Annotated in this window: 16 protein-coding genes; 8 read left to right on the top strand and 8 right to left on the bottom strand. The window is 58.7% G+C overall.

Going from position 1 to position 16,688, the window contains the following annotated elements:
• Positions 1-37 precede the first annotated feature (37 nt).
• Positions 38-1,228, bottom strand: coding sequence for a hypothetical protein (locus GGE33_RS20315; protein ID WP_183827162.1), 1,191 nt, complete (start codon positions 1,226-1,228; stop codon positions 38-40).
• Positions 1,229-1,421: 193 nt separating this feature from the next.
• Here GGE33_RS20315 and parC point away from each other — a divergent pair, with 193 nt between their 5' ends.
• Positions 1,422-3,677: a DNA topoisomerase IV subunit A gene (parC, locus tag GGE33_RS20310; protein WP_183827159.1), complete on the top strand. Its 2,256-nt coding sequence runs from the start codon at positions 1,422-1,424 to the stop codon at positions 3,675-3,677.
• A gap of 52 nt (positions 3,678-3,729) precedes the next feature.
• Here the strand turns inward: parC and GGE33_RS20305 are convergent, their stop codons facing one another.
• The 5 genes from GGE33_RS20305 to hemB form a co-directional block, all read right to left on the bottom strand.
• On the bottom strand, positions 3,730-3,972 hold the full coding sequence (locus GGE33_RS20305) for an AbrB/MazE/SpoVT family DNA-binding domain-containing protein (protein ID WP_183827156.1): 243 nt from the start codon (positions 3,970-3,972) through the stop codon (positions 3,730-3,732).
• 473 nt (positions 3,973-4,445) lie between these two features.
• Positions 4,446-5,318 (bottom strand): DMT family transporter, encoded by an 873-nt coding sequence (locus GGE33_RS20300; RefSeq protein WP_183827153.1) that lies wholly within the window; start codon positions 5,316-5,318, stop codon positions 4,446-4,448.
• A gap of 9 nt (positions 5,319-5,327) precedes the next feature.
• The gene (locus GGE33_RS20295) at positions 5,328-6,098 is read right to left on the bottom strand and encodes an arginyltransferase (RefSeq protein WP_183827150.1); all 771 of its coding nucleotides are present in this window, start codon (positions 6,096-6,098) and stop codon (positions 5,328-5,330) included.
• 145 nt (positions 6,099-6,243) lie between these two features.
• Positions 6,244-6,702, bottom strand: coding sequence for an RDD family protein (locus GGE33_RS20290; RefSeq protein WP_183827147.1), 459 nt, complete (start codon positions 6,700-6,702; stop codon positions 6,244-6,246).
• 80 nt (positions 6,703-6,782) lie between these two features.
• On the bottom strand, positions 6,783-7,793 hold the full coding sequence (gene hemB, locus GGE33_RS20285) for a porphobilinogen synthase (RefSeq protein ID WP_183827144.1): 1,011 nt from the start codon (positions 7,791-7,793) through the stop codon (positions 6,783-6,785).
• Between the two features lie 124 nt (positions 7,794-7,917).
• On the opposite strand from hemB, the gene GGE33_RS20280 reads away from it, so the two are divergent.
• Positions 7,918-8,361, top strand: coding sequence for a DUF6163 family protein (locus GGE33_RS20280; protein WP_246436298.1), 444 nt, complete (start codon positions 7,918-7,920; stop codon positions 8,359-8,361).
• A gap of 233 nt (positions 8,362-8,594) precedes the next feature.
• A complete protein-coding gene (ldtR, locus tag GGE33_RS20275) occupies positions 8,595-9,107 on the top strand; it encodes a transcriptional regulator LdtR (protein ID WP_148145573.1) in 513 nt (170 codons plus the stop codon).
• Positions 9,108-9,254: 147 nt separating this feature from the next.
• Here ldtR and GGE33_RS20270 read toward each other — a convergent pair whose 3' ends face one another.
• Positions 9,255-9,455 carry a hypothetical protein gene (locus GGE33_RS20270; protein WP_148145338.1) on the bottom strand — a complete coding sequence of 67 codons (201 nt, stop codon included), beginning with the start codon at positions 9,453-9,455 and terminating at the stop codon, positions 9,255-9,257.
• Positions 9,456-9,972: 517 nt separating this feature from the next.
• On the opposite strand from GGE33_RS20270, the gene GGE33_RS20265 reads away from it, so the two are divergent.
• From GGE33_RS20265 to GGE33_RS20245, 5 genes are all read left to right on the top strand, one after another.
• Positions 9,973-11,301, top strand: coding sequence for a L,D-transpeptidase family protein (locus GGE33_RS20265; protein ID WP_148145337.1), 1,329 nt, complete (start codon positions 9,973-9,975; stop codon positions 11,299-11,301).
• Positions 11,302-11,988: 687 nt separating this feature from the next.
• A complete protein-coding gene (gene glyA, locus GGE33_RS20260) occupies positions 11,989-13,278 on the top strand; it encodes a serine hydroxymethyltransferase (RefSeq protein WP_206826340.1) in 1,290 nt (429 codons plus the stop codon).
• 9 nt (positions 13,279-13,287) lie between these two features.
• A complete protein-coding gene (gene nrdR, locus GGE33_RS20255) occupies positions 13,288-13,779 on the top strand; it encodes a transcriptional regulator NrdR (protein ID WP_148145335.1) in 492 nt (163 codons plus the stop codon).
• Positions 13,776-14,864, top strand: a complete 1,089-nt coding sequence (gene ribD / locus GGE33_RS20250; protein WP_281388849.1) for a bifunctional diaminohydroxyphosphoribosylaminopyrimidine deaminase/5-amino-6-(5-phosphoribosylamino)uracil reductase RibD — start codon at positions 13,776-13,778, stop codon at positions 14,862-14,864. The genes nrdR and ribD overlap by 4 nt, the downstream gene beginning before the upstream one ends.
• Positions 14,864-15,478, top strand: a complete 615-nt coding sequence (locus GGE33_RS20245) for a riboflavin synthase (protein WP_183827136.1) — start codon at positions 14,864-14,866, stop codon at positions 15,476-15,478. The genes ribD and GGE33_RS20245 overlap by 1 nt, the downstream gene beginning before the upstream one ends.
• 12 nt (positions 15,479-15,490) lie before the next feature.
• On the opposite strand, the gene GGE33_RS20240 is transcribed toward GGE33_RS20245, so the two are convergent.
• Positions 15,491-16,645, bottom strand: coding sequence for an HD domain-containing phosphohydrolase (locus GGE33_RS20240; protein WP_206826338.1), 1,155 nt, complete (start codon positions 16,643-16,645; stop codon positions 15,491-15,493).
• Positions 16,646-16,688 lie beyond the last annotated feature (43 nt).

Genomic DNA, 16,688 nt, shown 5'->3' with positions numbered 1-16,688 from the left:
TCACCTGCCGGGCTTTTCGATTTCCGAGGCGATGATATCAGTCGTTCGCCTTCACCGTCACGCCAAGCACCTGCGGCAGTGTGTTCGGGGCGCCCATGCCGGCACCGAGGATCATCGGGAAGGGAACCGGGCTCGGCGGCTGGGCGGTGATCGTCAGGCTGCCGGGGTTGTCCAGGTAGGTGTTGACCGCCTGGCTGAGCGCGTTCTGCAATTCCGGAATGTTGTACTGGGCAAGCACGATCGGTGTCATCGCCTTGATCATCTGGGCGAGCTGGTCGCCGCTCGTGCCCTGCTGCTTGCCGACGACATCCAGTGCCTTTTCGGTAATTCCGTCATCCGCAAAGCTGATCATTGCGCTGTTGAAGGTCAGGCGCTGCATCAGACCGAGCATTGCGAGGTTGGCGGCCTGTTCTGCCTGCTCCTTGTTCGGATTGGCTTCCATCGCACGTGCCGTCTCATTGGCGGAACGAACGAAATCGAGCGTGTAGCCGGAGAGGCTGAATGCCATGTCGAGCCTGCCGATATTGGCGAAGTCGAACGCATATTCCTCGATTGCCAGCGTGCCGGGTTCCAGGTCCCAGCTTCCGGTCATGCTGACCTTGCCGTCGAGCGACGTGATGCCGAGATCGGAGATCGTCTGTTTCGTCGCCGGATCGTCGATCGTGGCGAGATCAGCCTTGATGTCCGCGACCTGCAGATCGAAGCTGATTTTCTTGTCGTCGTCCGAGACGTCGGTGGTCAGCTTTGAGGATCCGATCGATGCGACGCTCTTGCCGTCGACCTTGATCGCCATCGGGCCGGTCGTCGCCTCGTCGTAGAGCAGTACCGAGTCCAAAGAATTGCCGGTCGTGTTCGCCGGCACGGTAACGCCGCTCATGACGATGTCGGAGGCGCTGATCTCGGTCTTGTCCTGTCGCAGGTCGACATTCTCGAATGTCACGGTCTCGATCGTGTAACCGCCGGCATCCTCTTCCACGCCCTCCATCTCGATCGTGCCGAGCGGCAGGCCGCCCTGGCTGGCGCCGGCTTCGAAACGGCTGTTGCGAAGCGTGACGTTGGAACCGTTGACCTCCACGGAACCCGGCACGATGCCTTCGCCCTGCTGCATGTAGAGAGCGCTGTTGAGCTTCTTGACCAGATCGTTTCCATCGAGCGCCAGGGCAGGTGTGCCGAGTGCAATGAGGGTCGTTCCGGCTGCAAGCAGCCTGATTGTGGAAGAATAACGCATGAAAAGCCTCCTGCGGCAGAAAACTGCCCGTGAAATCAATCGCATTTATAGGTCTGGCGGATGAAACGTCCATCGCTTTGTGACGAAGGGCTTGAGCCATTTTTGTGACGCCCTTATCAAAGCGTTAGTTTCTCCACAGGCTGATATCCCCGGCTTTGTTGCTGAAAACCGGGCTTTGAGCTAGTCAAAGCCCATGGGACAGATCGTGAATCCGCCCGGCGACGACGGCGGCGACAATATTTTACCGGTGGACCTCAAGGCAGCGCTCGAAGAGCGCTATCTCGCCTATGCGCTGTCCACCATCATGCACCGCGCGCTGCCGGACGTCCGTGACGGACTGAAGCCGGTCCATCGCCGTATCGTCTATGCGATGAGCGAGATGGGCCTCCGGCCGAACACCGCCTTCCGCAAATGCGCCAAGATTGTCGGCGAAGTGATGGGTAACTATCATCCGCACGGCGACCAGTCGATCTACGACGCGCTGGCGCGCCTGGCGCAGGATTTCTCGCTGCGCTATCCGCTGGTCAACGGCCAGGGCAATTTCGGCAATATCGACGGCGATAGCCCCGCCGCCATGCGTTACACCGAAAGCAAGATGACGTCGGTGGCCGAACTCATGCTGGAAGGGATCGATCAGGACGCCGTCGATTTCCGCGACACCTATGACGAAAGCAATTCGGAGCCGACGGTTCTTCCAGGCGCTTTTCCGAACCTGCTCGCCAATGGCGCAACCGGGATCGCTGTCGGCATGGCGACGTCCATCCCGCCGCATAACGCCCACGAGCTTTGCGACGCGGCACTCCACCTGATCCGGCATCCGGATGCGACGGTCGAGAAGCTGGTCGATTTCGTCCCCGGTCCGGACCTGCCGACCGGCGGCATTATCATCGACAGCCGTGAATCGATCATCGAGAGCTACAAGACCGGCCGCGGCGGTTTCCGTGTCCGCGCCAAGTGGGAAGTGGAAGATCTCGGCCGCGGCGGCTACCAGATCGTCGTCACCGAAATTCCCTATCAGGTGCAGAAGTCGCGTCTGATCGAAAAGATCGCCGAACTGCTGATCGCCCGCAAGCTGCCGCTGCTCGACGATATCCGCGATGAATCGGCGGAAGACGTGCGCATCGTCATCGTGCCGAAGAGCCGTACCGTCGATGCGACGCTCCTGATGGAATCGATGTTCAAGCTGACCGAGCTTGAAAGCCGCATTCCGCTCAACATGAACGTTCTGTCGATGGGCCGCGTGCCCAAGGTCATGGCGCTGAACGAGGTGCTGATCGAATGGCTGGCGCATCGCAAGGACGTGCTCGTTCGCCGCTCGCGTCATCGTCTGGCCGCGATCGACCGGCGCTTGGAGATCTTGGGCGGCTTGCTGATCGCCTATCTCAACATCGACGAAGTGATCCGCATCATCCGCGAAGAGGATGAGCCGAAGCCGGTCATGGTCGAGCGCTGGTCTCTGACCGATCTCCAGGTGGAATCGATCCTCAACATGCGGCTGCGCAATTTGCGCAAGCTCGAGGAATTCGAGATCCGCACCGAGAACGACAAGCTCACCAAGGAAAAGGCAGACATCGAGGCACTGCTCGCATCCGACGACAAGCAGTGGCGGATGATCGAGGTCGAGATCCAGGACGTCAAGAAGACCTATGCCAAGGCGACCGAACTCGGCCGCCGCCGCACCCAGTTTGCCGAAGCGCCAGAAGCCGACATCGAAGCCATCCAGCAGGCGATGATCGAGAAGGAGCCGATCACCGTCATCATCTCGCAGAAGGGCTGGATCAGGGCGCTCAAGGGGCATGTGGCCGATACGTCGGGTCTCACCTTCAAGGAAGGTGACGGACCGAAGATCGCGTTTACGGCCCAGACGACTGACAAGCTTCTGCTCGTCACGACCGGCGGCAAGGCCTACACGCTTGGTGGCGACAAGCTGCCCGGCGGCCGCGGCCATGGCGAGCCGATCCGCATCATTGTCGACATGGAAAACGATCAGGACATCCTGACCGCCTTTGTCCACGATGCAAGCCGCAAGATGATCATCGCCTCGACGTCGGGTTATGGCTTCGTCGTTGCCGAAAACGAGATGGTCGCCAATACCCGCAAGGGCAAGCAGGTGATGAATGTTGGCATGCCCGACGAGACGAAGCTCGTGGTGCCGGTTTCTGGCGATCATGTCGCAATCGTGGGTGAGAACCGCAAGATGGTGGTGTTTCCGCTGGAGCAGCTGCCGGAAATGACCCGCGGCAAGGGCGTGCGCCTGCAGCGCTACAAGGATGGCGGCGTTTCCGACATCAAATGCTTTGCCATGGACGCCGGTCTTTCCTGGGAAGACAGCGCCGGCCGCGCGTTCAATCGCACCAAGGAAGAACTTCTGGAATGGATGGGCGATCGCGCTTCGGCCGGACGTACCGTTCCCAAGGGTTTTCCACGCAGCGGTAAATTCGCCGGCTGATGTGAGGTCACTGAAATCTGGCGCCGTTCATCCTTCCTGATGGGCGGCGCTTTTAGTGTCTGGCCAGTTCCTTGAGTGCCGTGAGATAATTTCTCATCGCGGTTCCATGCGCCAGCGAAAAGGATCTCGCGGCTTCGCTATCGTCGCCATTCGGTGCGGTGAATTCGATATGAACCTGATCGGAACGGATCTCGACGCGATCCCCTTCCTTCCAGCCTAGCTTATCAAGATGCTCCTGCGGCAACATGATGCCGCACCTGTCCCCGATCCTCTGGATCGTCACTGTCTCGCCCATGCCGCCCTCCACGGATTGAAGTGAGACGATATCATGTTTTCAGGGCGAGCGATATCGTTTCGGCTAAGGCCGAGGTTCCGCGGGGTAGGGAACGCAGTGGTCGCGAAGGAAGCGAGTTGCGCCATTCTCGTCTATCTCTCCGGCGGCGAGTGAGAGAACGAAGGAGAACAGAGTTGCTTCAACAGTTTCGATGGCGAAACTGTTGTCCATCAGGAACACACCCGCGGCAACAATGGCGATCCTTTTGTTCCCATCGATAAAGGCAGATAGGCACGCCAACCTCTACGATATTCGTTGATCCGTAACTGTCGCGCGAAATCGCCTTCCATCGGTTACAGCACCATTTGATCCGATTATTCACGGATACCGACCTCATCTCCCGCCTTCAAGCCCAGTCGATCAAGGATCTCTTTGGGATGATGACGCCTTCGGAATTGCCGATCTTTCGAATGGTCGTCTGCCCGGCAAATAGCTCAGGAGAGACCCAGGCGCTGGTTGCCGCGCCGCATCTGCCAGAGTGCGTGGCCGATCAAAGAAAGGATCAGGATCGCTCCGCCCAGCATCGTCCTTGCCTCCATTTCCTCGGCAAAGATCATCCAGACCCAGATCGGCGCGAGGACCGTTTCAAGCAGGTAGCACATGCCGACTTCAGCGCCGGTGAGATATTTCGGGCCGGTCGCGAGACGCCAGAAGGCGACGGGCAGCATCACCAGTCCGTCGAGCAGAACCCACGACGGGGAGGGGACCGATGTCAATCCGCCCGACTGCATCATCGCCAGGCCGACGATTGCGGGGATGATGGTCGCGGCGAGCGGCACCAGTCCCAGATCGACCTTCGTCTTGCGCCCGATGCTTATCGCGCCTGCAAGCAGAAGCGTAGTTGTCAAGGCGAGCATATTGCCAAGCAAATCGCCGCCGGACAGGCCTCCGGAGACGATGATCCCAACCCCGACGATCATCGCGATCATGGTGATCCATGTCGATCGTGAAAGGCTTTCACGGAGCAGCAGCCAGCCAAACAGCGCGGCAAACATCGGTGTGAAGGCGACGATGAAGACGACATTCGCCGTTGTTGTATTGAAGACGGCGCCAAGGAAGGTGATTGTCGAAAACCCGTAGAAAATACCGGCAAGCAGGCCTGCCTTTCCGGGGCGAAGGACGGGATTGCTTGGTTGAAGCCGGGAGAGCAGGGCCCAGATGAGAACGCCCAGCGCGAAAGTCGAAAGCGAGCGTAGCGCCAGTGTCTGCCAGAGCTCTCCGCCGCCCAGCCGCACCAGCGGCACGTCGAAAGAGAGCGCGATGCCTCCGGTGATGGTTACAACAAGTCCGCGTCGATGGTTGTTCATCGACGGCCGCTAATCGTCGCTATCTGTTGCCGGAGGCAGAGACCGTTCCCACCCGCGCGCCATCAACTGTTCCTGCGGCTGATAGCGGGTTTTGTAGTCCATCTTGGGGGATCCCTTGACCCAGTAACCGAGATAGACATGCGGCAGGCCGAGCGAACGCGCCCGGTTGATGTGATCGAGGATCATGAACGTCCCCAGCGATCGCTTCTCGTATTTCGGGTTGAAAAAGGAATAGACCATCGAAAGCCCGTCGCTCATCATGTCGGTGAGCGCGACGGCAATCAATTCTCCCTGCGGCTGTTTGCTGAGACCGGATCCCGGCTCGCGGATCCGGTATTCGATCAGCCGCGTGTTGACATGCGTGTCTTCCACCATGATCGCATAATCGAGGGCGGACATGTCCGACATGCCGCCATGCTGGTGGCGGTCGTCCAGATAGCGTCGGAACAGCGCGAACTGCTCGGTCGACGGTTGGGCCGGCTGAACGGTGGCGATTAGGTCGCGATTTGCCGAAATGACGCGTTTCATCGAACGCGTCGGCTCGAACTCACCTGCAAGTATGCGCACCGACACACAGGCGCGGCAGGCCTCGCAGGCTGGTCGGTAGGCGATGTTCTGTGATCGGCGGAAGCCACCCTGCGTCAGGAGGTCATTCATTTCCGCTGCACGGGGGCCGACGAGGTGGGTAAACACCTTCCGTTCCATTTCACCCGGAAGATAAGGACAAACTGCCGGAGCCGTCAGATAAAACTGCGGGGAAGGCGTTGTCTGGGTATTCATGGAGGTATGGCCAATCCCGTCATGGAGTGAGAAATGTCATACCATGGCGCATAAATGGAAAACGTCAACCATGCGCTTTTCGGGGCCTGGTTTTAAGCGCGGCCAGTCACCAAAATCGGATAACCGGCCGCACCTGGAGTAGTGGTCAGGATGTCCTGACGATGACCGTGCCGAGCAGTATATCATGTACCAGCCGCGACCTTTCGGTGAACAGGCCGACAAGCAGGATAAGCGGTGTCAGGATCGAGTTGATCAGCCAGAACAGCACCGTGTGGACCATTGCCGTCATGAAATCCAATCGCCTCCCATCGGTCCGCATCAGTGTGATGCCCATGGCGCGCATGCCGGGCGAGGCTTGCGACGGGCCGCCCAGCGTCATGCCGAAATAAAGAAGCGCCACGATGACGAACAGCGCCGGATAAAGCATAAAGCCGAGGCCGAGCGTGACGATGCCGAGAAAGAAGACGATCACCGCCGCTGGAATGCAGAGCAGCAGCACAATCAGATAGTCGAGAATGAAGGCGAACACCCGGCGTGAAAGAACGCCGCTATAGGCGCGCCAGTCTTCCGGTGCGGCATAGGTCGGGTTCGGGTCGAGGCTCATTGATACTCAGTCTCCTGTTTCTCCCCAATCATATGGGGAGACGTTGCAACCTTAGCAAGTCTCGGCGCAAATGCCCGGTCTCAGTCCTTGGCTAGCTTTTTGGCCACGTCGACGGCGAAGTAGGTGAGGATACCATCGCATCCTGCGCGCTTGAAACAGAGAAGCGTTTCCATCATCACCCGGTCGCCATCGATCCAGCCGTTCATGGCAGCCGCCTTGATCTGCGCGTATTCACCGGACACCTGATAGGCATAGGTCGGAAGGCCGAAGGCTTCCTTCACGCGCCAACAGATATCGAGATAGGGAAGGCCGGGCTTGATCATCATCATGTCGGCACCTTCCTCGACGTCGAGTGCGGCGTCGCGCAGGGCTTCGGTGCCGTTGGCCGGAGAGATGTAATAGCTGTTCTTGTCGCCCTTCAGCAGGCCGCCGGTATTGATTGCCTCACGATAGGGACCGTAGAAGCCCGACGAGAACTTCGTCGCATAGGACATGATGCCGACATCCTGATGGCCTGCCGCATCCAGGCCGCGGCGGATGGCGCCGATGCGGCCGTCCATCATTTCCGACGGTGCGATGATGTCGGAGCCCGCATCCGCCTGCATCACGGCGGCCTTCACCACGTGATCGACGGTCTCATCATTGACGATGATGCCTTCGCGCAGAATACCGTCATGGCCGTGGCTGGTGAACGGGTCGAGCGCCACATCAGTGATCAGGCCAATATTAGGCACGGCCTTCTTGGTCTCGCGAATGAACCGGTTCATCAGGTTGTTGGCATCGAGGATATGCGAGCCGGTCGGATCGCGCAGTTCCATCTCGATGTCCGGGAACGGGGCGATTGCCGGAATGCCGAGATCAGCCGCTTCCTTCACCGCTTCTACCGCCTTGTCGACGCTCATCCGGTTGACGCCCGGCATGGCCGCCAGCGGCTCGGAAATGCCGGTGCCGTGAGTGATGAAGATCGGCCAGATCAGATCGTCGACGGTCAGCCGGTTTTCCTGCACCATGCGGCGGACCCAGTCCGCCTTGCGATTGCGCCGCATCCTGCGGTGCCCGGTGATCTCGTCGACGAGATGCGTCTTATCCATGACGGTGTCTCCATTATTTTTGTTGGCCGGTCCTTAGCATGCGACAAGTTGTTTATGAATGGTCAGGATCAAGCATTGCTGCCATGCGTGTGGCTGGCGGCTGGCCTGATGCGCCTATATATCGATGTCCATGGAACCTGATTCACCCACGACGCCACGGCGCACGCTGACTGAGCTCCTGTTCGTCTTCTTCATGAGGATGATTGCCGCCACCTGTTTCTGGTTCGGCATGCAATATTGGGCGATGCTCGTCGGGTATTCGCTCGAAGGCAGGGCTCGCTTCGATCTGCTGGACTTGCCTTGGCGAGTTACCGCTCCGGCTCTTGCTGTTCTTTTCCCGGTTGCTTCTCTTGGTTTGTGGCTTGCCGTGCCTTGGGGCGCTGTCCTGTGGACAATGGCGGCTATCATCCAAATTCTCATGTATGTCGTCTGGCCCGAAATTTTTGGCGAGAACCATCTTGTCCCGCTTCTGAACGTCCTTGTGGCCAGCCTTTATGTCGTATTTCGTCTCGCATTATGGCTGGAAGGCAGGCGCAAAGAGGAGAAGGTAAGGATTGATTCACCTTGATCCTAAAGGCATTTAGCTCGAATTTTAGTGATTTTTTCGAGCTAAGATATTGATTTTTATAGGCAGAAAAACTGCGGGGAAGGTCTTCGCCACAGTGCCGACAAAATCCGAAAATGCCGGTAGGCTTTTGTTAAGCAAGTGTTTTAAGTCGAATTTTATGCGCATTCGATAGGGTCTGTCTCAAGGCGGGAACAAACAAACACACCGCCAAACAAAACAGTGAGGCAGTTATGATGAACACGAAGCTCAAGCCGCAGGCACCGGCAGTCGCAGATCCGCACGAAGACACGATCCGTGGACTTTACATGGAATCGCTGCACCTGGTGGAACGTCTCCACCGCCGTCTCCTCGACGTCATCAAGGACGAGTTCGACCGTCAGGGTCGCGACGACGTCAACGCCGTTCAGGCTCTTCTTCTCTTCAACATCGGCAATTCCGAACTGACGGCCGGTGAACTCCGCTCCCGCGGCTACTATCTCGGCTCCAACGTTTCCTACAACGTCAAGAAGCTGGTCGATCTGGGCTTCATCAACCACGCCCGTTCGCGCATCGACCGCCGTTCGGTTCGCATCAGCCTGACGCCTGCTGGCCAAGAAATCGCCGAAACCGTCGCGAAGCTTTACGAGCGCCACATCGGCTCGATCGAAAAGGTCGGCGGCATCGGCGAAGGCGAATTCTCACAGATGAACCGCCTGCTGCAGCGCCTGGATCGTTTCTGGAACGACTCGATCGCTTACCGGATGTAATCGGACCGGAACCGCGATCTGCCTTTAAACCACTAAGGGCTTGGCGTTCCCCATTGCCTCCAGTCATGCGGTAACGCACAAAAGCAAACCGGAGCGTAAGGCCTACGCTCCGGTTTGCTCGTTTTATATCCGGAAATGGTGGAGAGTTCAGCCGCCGATGGCCTTGATGCGGGTCAGGTCCACAATCACTTCCTGCCAGCCTGTCGGACGATATCCGCGGACTTTGTCAGGCCATTCGCAAATACCGTCTTCGTTGACGTAACCGACCCACTGAGCGCTCTCAAGATGATCGAACAATAGAAAGACCAGCTTGTTTGGAATGAGAGTGTTTACCGGCTTCCACTGCATTTAATTTCTCCACCCCTATATTTATAAGTCATAGAATTTATTGCTGTCGCCTTGCTTGAAACTGGCGCTTTGTTGCGAAAATTGCTCGCTCGAGCGATTGCTCGTGCCGAGGGTGATTCTTCAATGGTCGCCTGTTTTGCGGAAAGCGATTAAAAGGGCAAGACTGTAAAATGGGCGCGCACGCTTGATGCTCCTGTGTCGGGTGCCTCCAGGCTACAGCGAATTTCCTGGCCAAACGAAGATCCAGCCAGTTGCCACATGCGCCCAACCGATGGGTGATTTTTTGCGTTTGCGATACGGCAGAAAAGTCACAGCGCAACACAGGCTTGTGACCCTTCGCCTGGTGACACGAATTGGCCATATTGCTATGGGACCGGGCATGTTCGAGCAATCGGTAAAAAGGGGCTTTGCCGATTGAGGCAGAGCGGGCCGAAAAGGGCACCTGCTTGGCTTTTGCGCCTTTTTAACCATATCCCTGTAGCGCTGTTCTGTTGACCGGGATCAGATGGATTGAATGATGTCGAAGAAAATCGGACTTGAAGTTTTGTCTCGCCGCGCGCTGCTGCGGTCTGCTGTTTCGGCAGGTGCCGCGGCATTGGCCGCACCGGCGCTTGCACAGAGCCCGATTGATTCCCTCATCAATGCCCCGCGGCGCGGCAGTTGGGACGATCAGTTCGATGCGCGGGGCTCGCGCACTGCTGTTGGTGTTGTCTCGAACAACCCGATCCTGGGCACCGAAGGTCCTGCAAATATCCAGCAGGCAATTTACACCTACCAGTCGATCGTTTCCAACGGCGGCTGGCCGGAAGTGCGTCCGTCGACCCGCCTGCAGCTCGGCGTCGCCGATTCGAGCGTTCAGCAGCTTCGCCAGCGCCTCACCATTTCCGGAGACCTTGACGAGGGTGCAGGCATGTCGACGGCTTTCGACAGTTATGTCGATGGCGCCGTGAAACGTTTCCAGGCTCGGCACGGTCTCCCGGCAGATGGTGTACTTGGCGAATTCACTGTGAAGGCGCTCAACGTTCCGGCACAGACGCGATTGATGCAGTTGCAGACCAACCTCGTGCGGCTTCAGTCCATGTCAGGTGATCTCGGCCAGCGTTATCTCATGGTCAATATCCCCGCCATGTATATAGAGGCCGTAGAAAACGACCGTGTTGCCCTGCGCACCAATGCCGTTGTTGGCCGTATCGACCGTCCGACCCATGCGATTAACTCCAAGATCTATGAAGTAATTCTCAATCCGTACTGGACAGCACCTCGCTCGATCGTCGAGAAAGATATTGTCCCGTTGATGCGCAAGGACCCGACCTACCTGACCCGCAACCAGATTCGACTGTTCGACGGTCGTGGCCAGGAAGTGGCGCCGGAAACCGTAGACTGGAACGCACCCAAGGCACCAAACCTGATGTTCCGTCAGGATCCAGGCAAGATCAATGCCATGGCTTCGACCAAGATCAACTTCCATAACCCGAACAACGAATATCTGCATGATACGCCGCAGCAGGGCCTGTTCAACAAGCTGATGCGTTTCGAATCCTCCGGTTGCATGCGCGTCCAGAACGTTCGCGACATGATCACCTGGCTGCTGCGTGATACGCCAGGTTGGTCGCGTCAGGAGATTGAACGCGTCATCTCGACCCGGCAGAACAATCCGATCAAGCTCGCCCAGGAAGTGCCTGTCTATATCGTCTACATCACCGCATGGTCGGCCAAGGACCGTGTTGTCCAGTTTCGCGACGACATCTACCAGAAGGATGGCAATCAGGAACTGGCGCTGCAGACGACCACCGGCATTGAACAGCGGCAAGGGGCGCTTACCGAAAGTGACATGCTGCCGCAGTAAAGTGACGGAAATATCTTGATGAAAGGCCGGGTCGTATTGCCCGGCCTTTTTACGTTGCCACGATCGCAGCAACCAATTCGACCGCTCCGTTTTTCTATTGTTTGCAGTTGAGGCGGCGCTAATCTGAAGCTTCCGATGGGTGCGGAGACCGCGGATTAACAGATGCCTGTTGCTTGCCGCAGGTGTTGCCGTGGCGCCAGCCGCCTCGTTGCTGAAATGTCCCTCGGTTGCGGCCCGCTTTGCCCGTGCCTCCTTTTACGTCGATCCCATGTCGAACTTCGAAGACCAGAACCGCTCTCTCGCCAGCGTATTCAGCGTTATCCGCAACGTTTACCTTCCCTCCGGGCTGAAGAGCCTGACATTTCTTCGACCCCGCTCTGACGTCGAATACTTTCTGGGTCGATCTCAAGGCGATCGATCTTTCGGCCGATACGGGCAAGGTCATTGAGGCCCGATCTCGGCTCAAATCAGGATCACATCTATTCGAGCAATGTTACAAAGAGTTTCAAGCCGACGCCCGCTTTCCAGTTTCTCGGCCTTGAAGCCTGAATGAATGGAAAGAGGTGGGATACAGTGTCTCCTACACCGCGCCGGAGCGTGCAAATGTCGCTCTTTGTCTTGCCCTTCAACGGGCAGAGCGCTAAGACGCGTCACACCGCTTTCTTACCTCTCCCAGGAGCCTTGCTCATGTCGAATACCGAAGCATTCTTCTCCCGCCCGCTCGCCGAAACCGACCCGGAAATCTTTGGCGCGATCGAGAAGGAACTCGGTCGTCAGCGTCACGAGATCGAGCTGATTGCATCGGAGAATATCGTCTCGCGCGCCGTGCTCGAAGCCCAGGGCTCGATCATGACCAACAAGTATGCCGAAGGCTATCCGGGCAAGCGCTACTACGGTGGCTGCCAGTTCGTCGATATCGCCGAAGAGCTTGCCATCGAGCGCGCCAAGAAGCTGTTCGGCGTCAACTTCGCCAACGTTCAGCCCAACTCGGGTTCGCAGATGAACCAGGCCGTCTTCCTCGCGCTCTTGCAGCCGGGCGACACGTTCATGGGTCTCGACCTGAATTCCGGGGGGCACTTGACGCACGGTTCGCCGGTCAACATGTCCGGCAAGTGGTTCAATGTCGTTTCCTACGGCGTGCGTGAAGACGACAACCTGCTCGACATGGACGATGTTGCCGCCAAGGCACGCGAACACAAGCCGAAGCTGATCATCGCTGGCGGTACCGCTTACTCCCGCATCTGGGACTGGAAGCGTTTCCGCGAGATCGCTGACGAAGTCGGCGCCTACCTGATGGTCGACATGGCCCATATCGCCGGTCTCGTTGCCGGTGGCCAGCATCCGTCGCCGTTCCCGCACTGCCACGTTGCCACAACCACGACCCACAAGTCGCTGCGCGGCCCGCGCGGTGGTGTAATCCTCACCAACGATGAGGATCTGGCAAAGAAGTTCAACTCGGCCGTATTCCCCGGCCTGCAGGGCGGCCCGCTGATGCACATCATCGCCGCCAAGGCCGTTGCCTTCGGTGAAGCACTGCAGCCCGATTTCAAGGAATACGCAGCCCAGATCGTCAAGAATGCCAAGGCACTGTCGGAGACGCTGGTTGCCGGTGGCCTCGACATCGTTTCGGGCGGTACCGACAACCACCTGATGCTGGTCGACCTGCGTAAGAAGAACGCCACCGGTAAGCGCGCCGAGGCCGCTCTCGGCCGCGGTTACATCACCTGCAACAAGAACGGCATTCCCTTTGACCCGGAAAAGCCCTTCGTCACCTCGGGCATCCGTCTCGGCACGCCAGCCGGCACGACCCGCGGCTTCAAGGAAGCCGAGTTCAAGCAGATCGGCAACTTCATCGTCGAAGTTCTCGATGGCTTGAAGGCTGCCAATTCCGACGAGGGCAATGCAGCCGTCGAAGCTGCCGTTCGTGAAAAGGTCGTCGGCCTGACCGATCGTTTCCCGATGTACCCCTACCTCTAAGGAGAGCAGATGCGCTGCCCATTCTGCGGCTCTGAAGACACCCAGGTTAAGGATAGTCGCCCGGCGGAGGATTTTACCTCCATCCGCCGGCGCCGCATCTGCCCGGATTGCGGCGGTCGTTTCACCACATTCGAACGCGTCCAGTTGCGCGAGCTGATGGTGTTGAAGAAGACCGGCCGCAAGGCGCCTTTCGACCGCAACAAGCTCGTGCGTTCCTTCCAGATTGCGCTTCGCAAGCGGCCGGTGGATGCCGACCGCATCGAACGTGCCGTGTCCGGCATCGTTCGCCGGCTGGAAAGCTCCGGCGAGGCGGAGATCTCGTCCGAGCAGATCGGCTTGCAGGTGCTTGAAGCCCTGAAAAGCCTCGATGACGTTGCCTTCGTTCGTTACGCCTCGGTTTACCGCGATTTCTCCCATGCGGAGGATTTCGAGAAGGTGATCGAGGAGATCAACGCCAAGCTTGCCCGTGATCCGGGGCTGGAATCCGGAGAGGGCGCTTGACGAGCGCAGCCGATGACCGGCGCTTCATGGCAGCCGCCCTGCGGCTGTCGCGATGGCATGCCGGTCTGACGGCAACCAACCCTTCCGTCGGCTGCATCGTTGTTAAGGACGGTGCTATCGTCGGTCAGGCCGTTACCGCAGTTGGCGGCAGGCCCCATGCCGAGACGCAGGCGCTGGCGGTTGCCGGCGAGCGGGCGAGGGGCGCAACGGCCTATGTCACGCTCGAGCCCTGTTCCCATTACGGCCGCACGCCGCCCTGTGCCAACGCCCTGGTTGCCGCAGGTGTCGCCCGTGTCGTCGTTTGCCTCAACGATCCCGACCCTCGCGTTTCCGGTCGCGGCTTCGGCATCCTGCGCGAAGCCGGTATCGTCGTTGAGACCGGGCTGCTGCAGGACGAGGGGCGTCGCGTGCTTTCGGCCTACCTCTCGCGCCAGACGAGGGGATTGCCCTATGTGACTCTCAAGCTTGCAGTTTCCGCCGACGGCATGCTTGGCCGTCGCGGCGAGGAACTGCTGATCACCGGGCCGCAGTCACGCGCCCAGGTGCATATGATGCGCGCCGAAAACGACGCCATTCTGGTTGGTATCGGCACGGCGCTGGTAGACGATCCGGAACTGACGGTTCGCCTGCCGGGACTGGAAAGCCGCTCGCCATTGAGGATCGTTCTCGATCGTCGCCTGGAACTGCCGCTGACGTCCAAGCTGGTGAAGTCAACCAGTACCGTCCCGGTCGTTGCTGTCACGGATCCCTTCTGCGAGACGCATCCGTCCAACGAAGAACGCCTGCGCGCCCTGATGTCTGCAGGCGTCGAAGTCCTGCAGGCGGGCAGCTTGCGTGACCTTCTGGCCAATCTCGCCACGCGCGGAATTTCTTCGTTGATGGTCGAGGGCGGAGCCCGTGTCGGCCGCAGCTTCCTTGAGGCCGGATTGGTCGATCGTCTCGTGCTTGCCCAGTCCGAGCTGGTTGTCGGTGCAGGTGGGATTGAATCACCGGCAACGCCTTCCGATATTCCAGCAGGATTTCAGTGCGTGCGGCAGGAGCGTTTCGGCGCAGACCGCAGCTTCGAATATGAAAGAGGCCTTTGATGTTTACGGGTATTGTCACCGATATCGGCACGGTTTCCGAAATGACTGCTCTGGATGAAGGCGTGAAGCTGCGCATCGCCACCAATTACGACCCGAAGACGATCGATATGGGCGCTTCGATTGCCCATGGCGGTGTCTGCCTGACCGTCACCACGCTTCCCGAAGACGGCAGCAACGAGCGCTGGTTCGAAGTAGAAGCCTGGGAAGAGGCGCTGCGCCTGACGACGATCGCATCGTGGACCAAGGGTACGCGGATCAATCTCGAACGGGCGCTGAAAATCGGTGACGAACTCGGCGGTCACATCGTGTCCGGTCATGTCGATGGCAAGGCTGAAATTCTGGCGGTCGAGGCGGAAGGTGAGGCGGTTCGCATCACCCTGCGTGCGCCTGAAGACCTCGCTCGTTTTGTTGCGCCCAAGGGCTCGGTTGCGCTTGATGGCACGTCGCTGACCGTCAATGCCGTTAACGGTACCGATTTCGATATCCTGCTTATCCGCCACACGCTGGCTGTGACCACCTGGGGTGACCGCAAGCCGGGCGATTTCATCAATTTCGAAGTGGACACGATGGCGCGATATGCAGCCCGTCTGGCGGAGTTTCCTGCCAAGGCCTGAGGTCTTTCAGCGTCAGATCGGCTGTGAAAACTGGCGGTGGATTTCCGCAAACTGTGGAGCCACCTCGTCGAATGCCGCGACGACAGCCGGATCGAAATGCTTGCCGCTTTCGCCGGTGATGATGTCGACGGCTTCGTTATGGCTCATCGCGGGTTTGTAGACCCGTTCTGATACCAACGCATCATAGACGTCTGCGACGGCCATGATCCGGCCGGCAAGCGGAATGTCTTCCCCCTTCAAACCGCGCGGATAGCCCGTGCCATCCCATTTCTCATGGTGGCAGTGGGCAATTTCCTTGGCGAGGCTGAGAAACGGATTGCTCGAGCCGATATAACGCTCGGCGGTGGCGATTGCCGTGCGGCCGAGATCGGCATGGGTCTTCATGATGTCGTATTCCGCCCGGTCGAGCCGCCCCGGCTTCTGCAGGATGCGGTCAGGAATGCCGACCTTGCCGATATCGTGGAGCGGAGCCGACTTATAGAGCAGGTCGACAAATTCTTCATCGAGTCCCGTCGTTTCCGGTTCGCGCCGGTTGAGTGCCTCGGCAAGCACGCGGACATAATGTTGCGTGCGACGGATATGGTCGCCCGTCTCGTGGTCGCGTGTTTCGGCAAGTGATGCCATGGCGAGGATCATCGCGTCGCGGGCGCGTGCTGCCTCATCCCGCGCTTCGGCAAGCGAATTGGTCAGTGCCACATTGGCCATCGCCACCGCCGCCGTATTGGCAATACGCTGCAAGCTGTAGACGCTGTCGTCCGGTGGCGTGCCGACGGTTGACCAGTAGGCTCCAATCGCGCCAAACGGATCGCCTGGCCGCAATGGCACCATGGCGAGGCTTTTGACGAAAGTCGGGCGATAGGCATCCTGCGGAATACGAGGGTCCTTGGTGATGTCGTCTATGACGACCACTTCGGAATGCTGCATTGCCCAGCCGGAAATGCAGGCCTCCATAGGAAAACGTTGTCCTTTCCACAGCGGCTTGATGGCGTCTTCATCGACGTAATAGCAATCGTCCTTGTCGCGCAGGATGAATGCGAGGCCATCGGCGCCGATCAGGCGGCGCGCGGATTGCCTGACCACGGTCATGATTTCTTCAAGACCACGGGCCATTGATATGTTCAGCAGCAGGTCGTCCATCTCATCCATTTGGAAGCGGTGCTTTTCCATTACCCACCTGCATCTCTGCGTCGAATAATAGATCTCTAATAAA

It is taken from the genome of Aliirhizobium cellulosilyticum (assembly GCF_014198105.1).
In the GTDB taxonomy this organism is placed as follows: Bacteria; Pseudomonadota; Alphaproteobacteria; order Rhizobiales; family Rhizobiaceae; genus Neorhizobium; species Neorhizobium cellulosilyticum.
The sequence above is the reverse complement of the archived record's forward strand: the minus strand, read 5'-3'. Positions and strand labels throughout refer to the sequence as shown.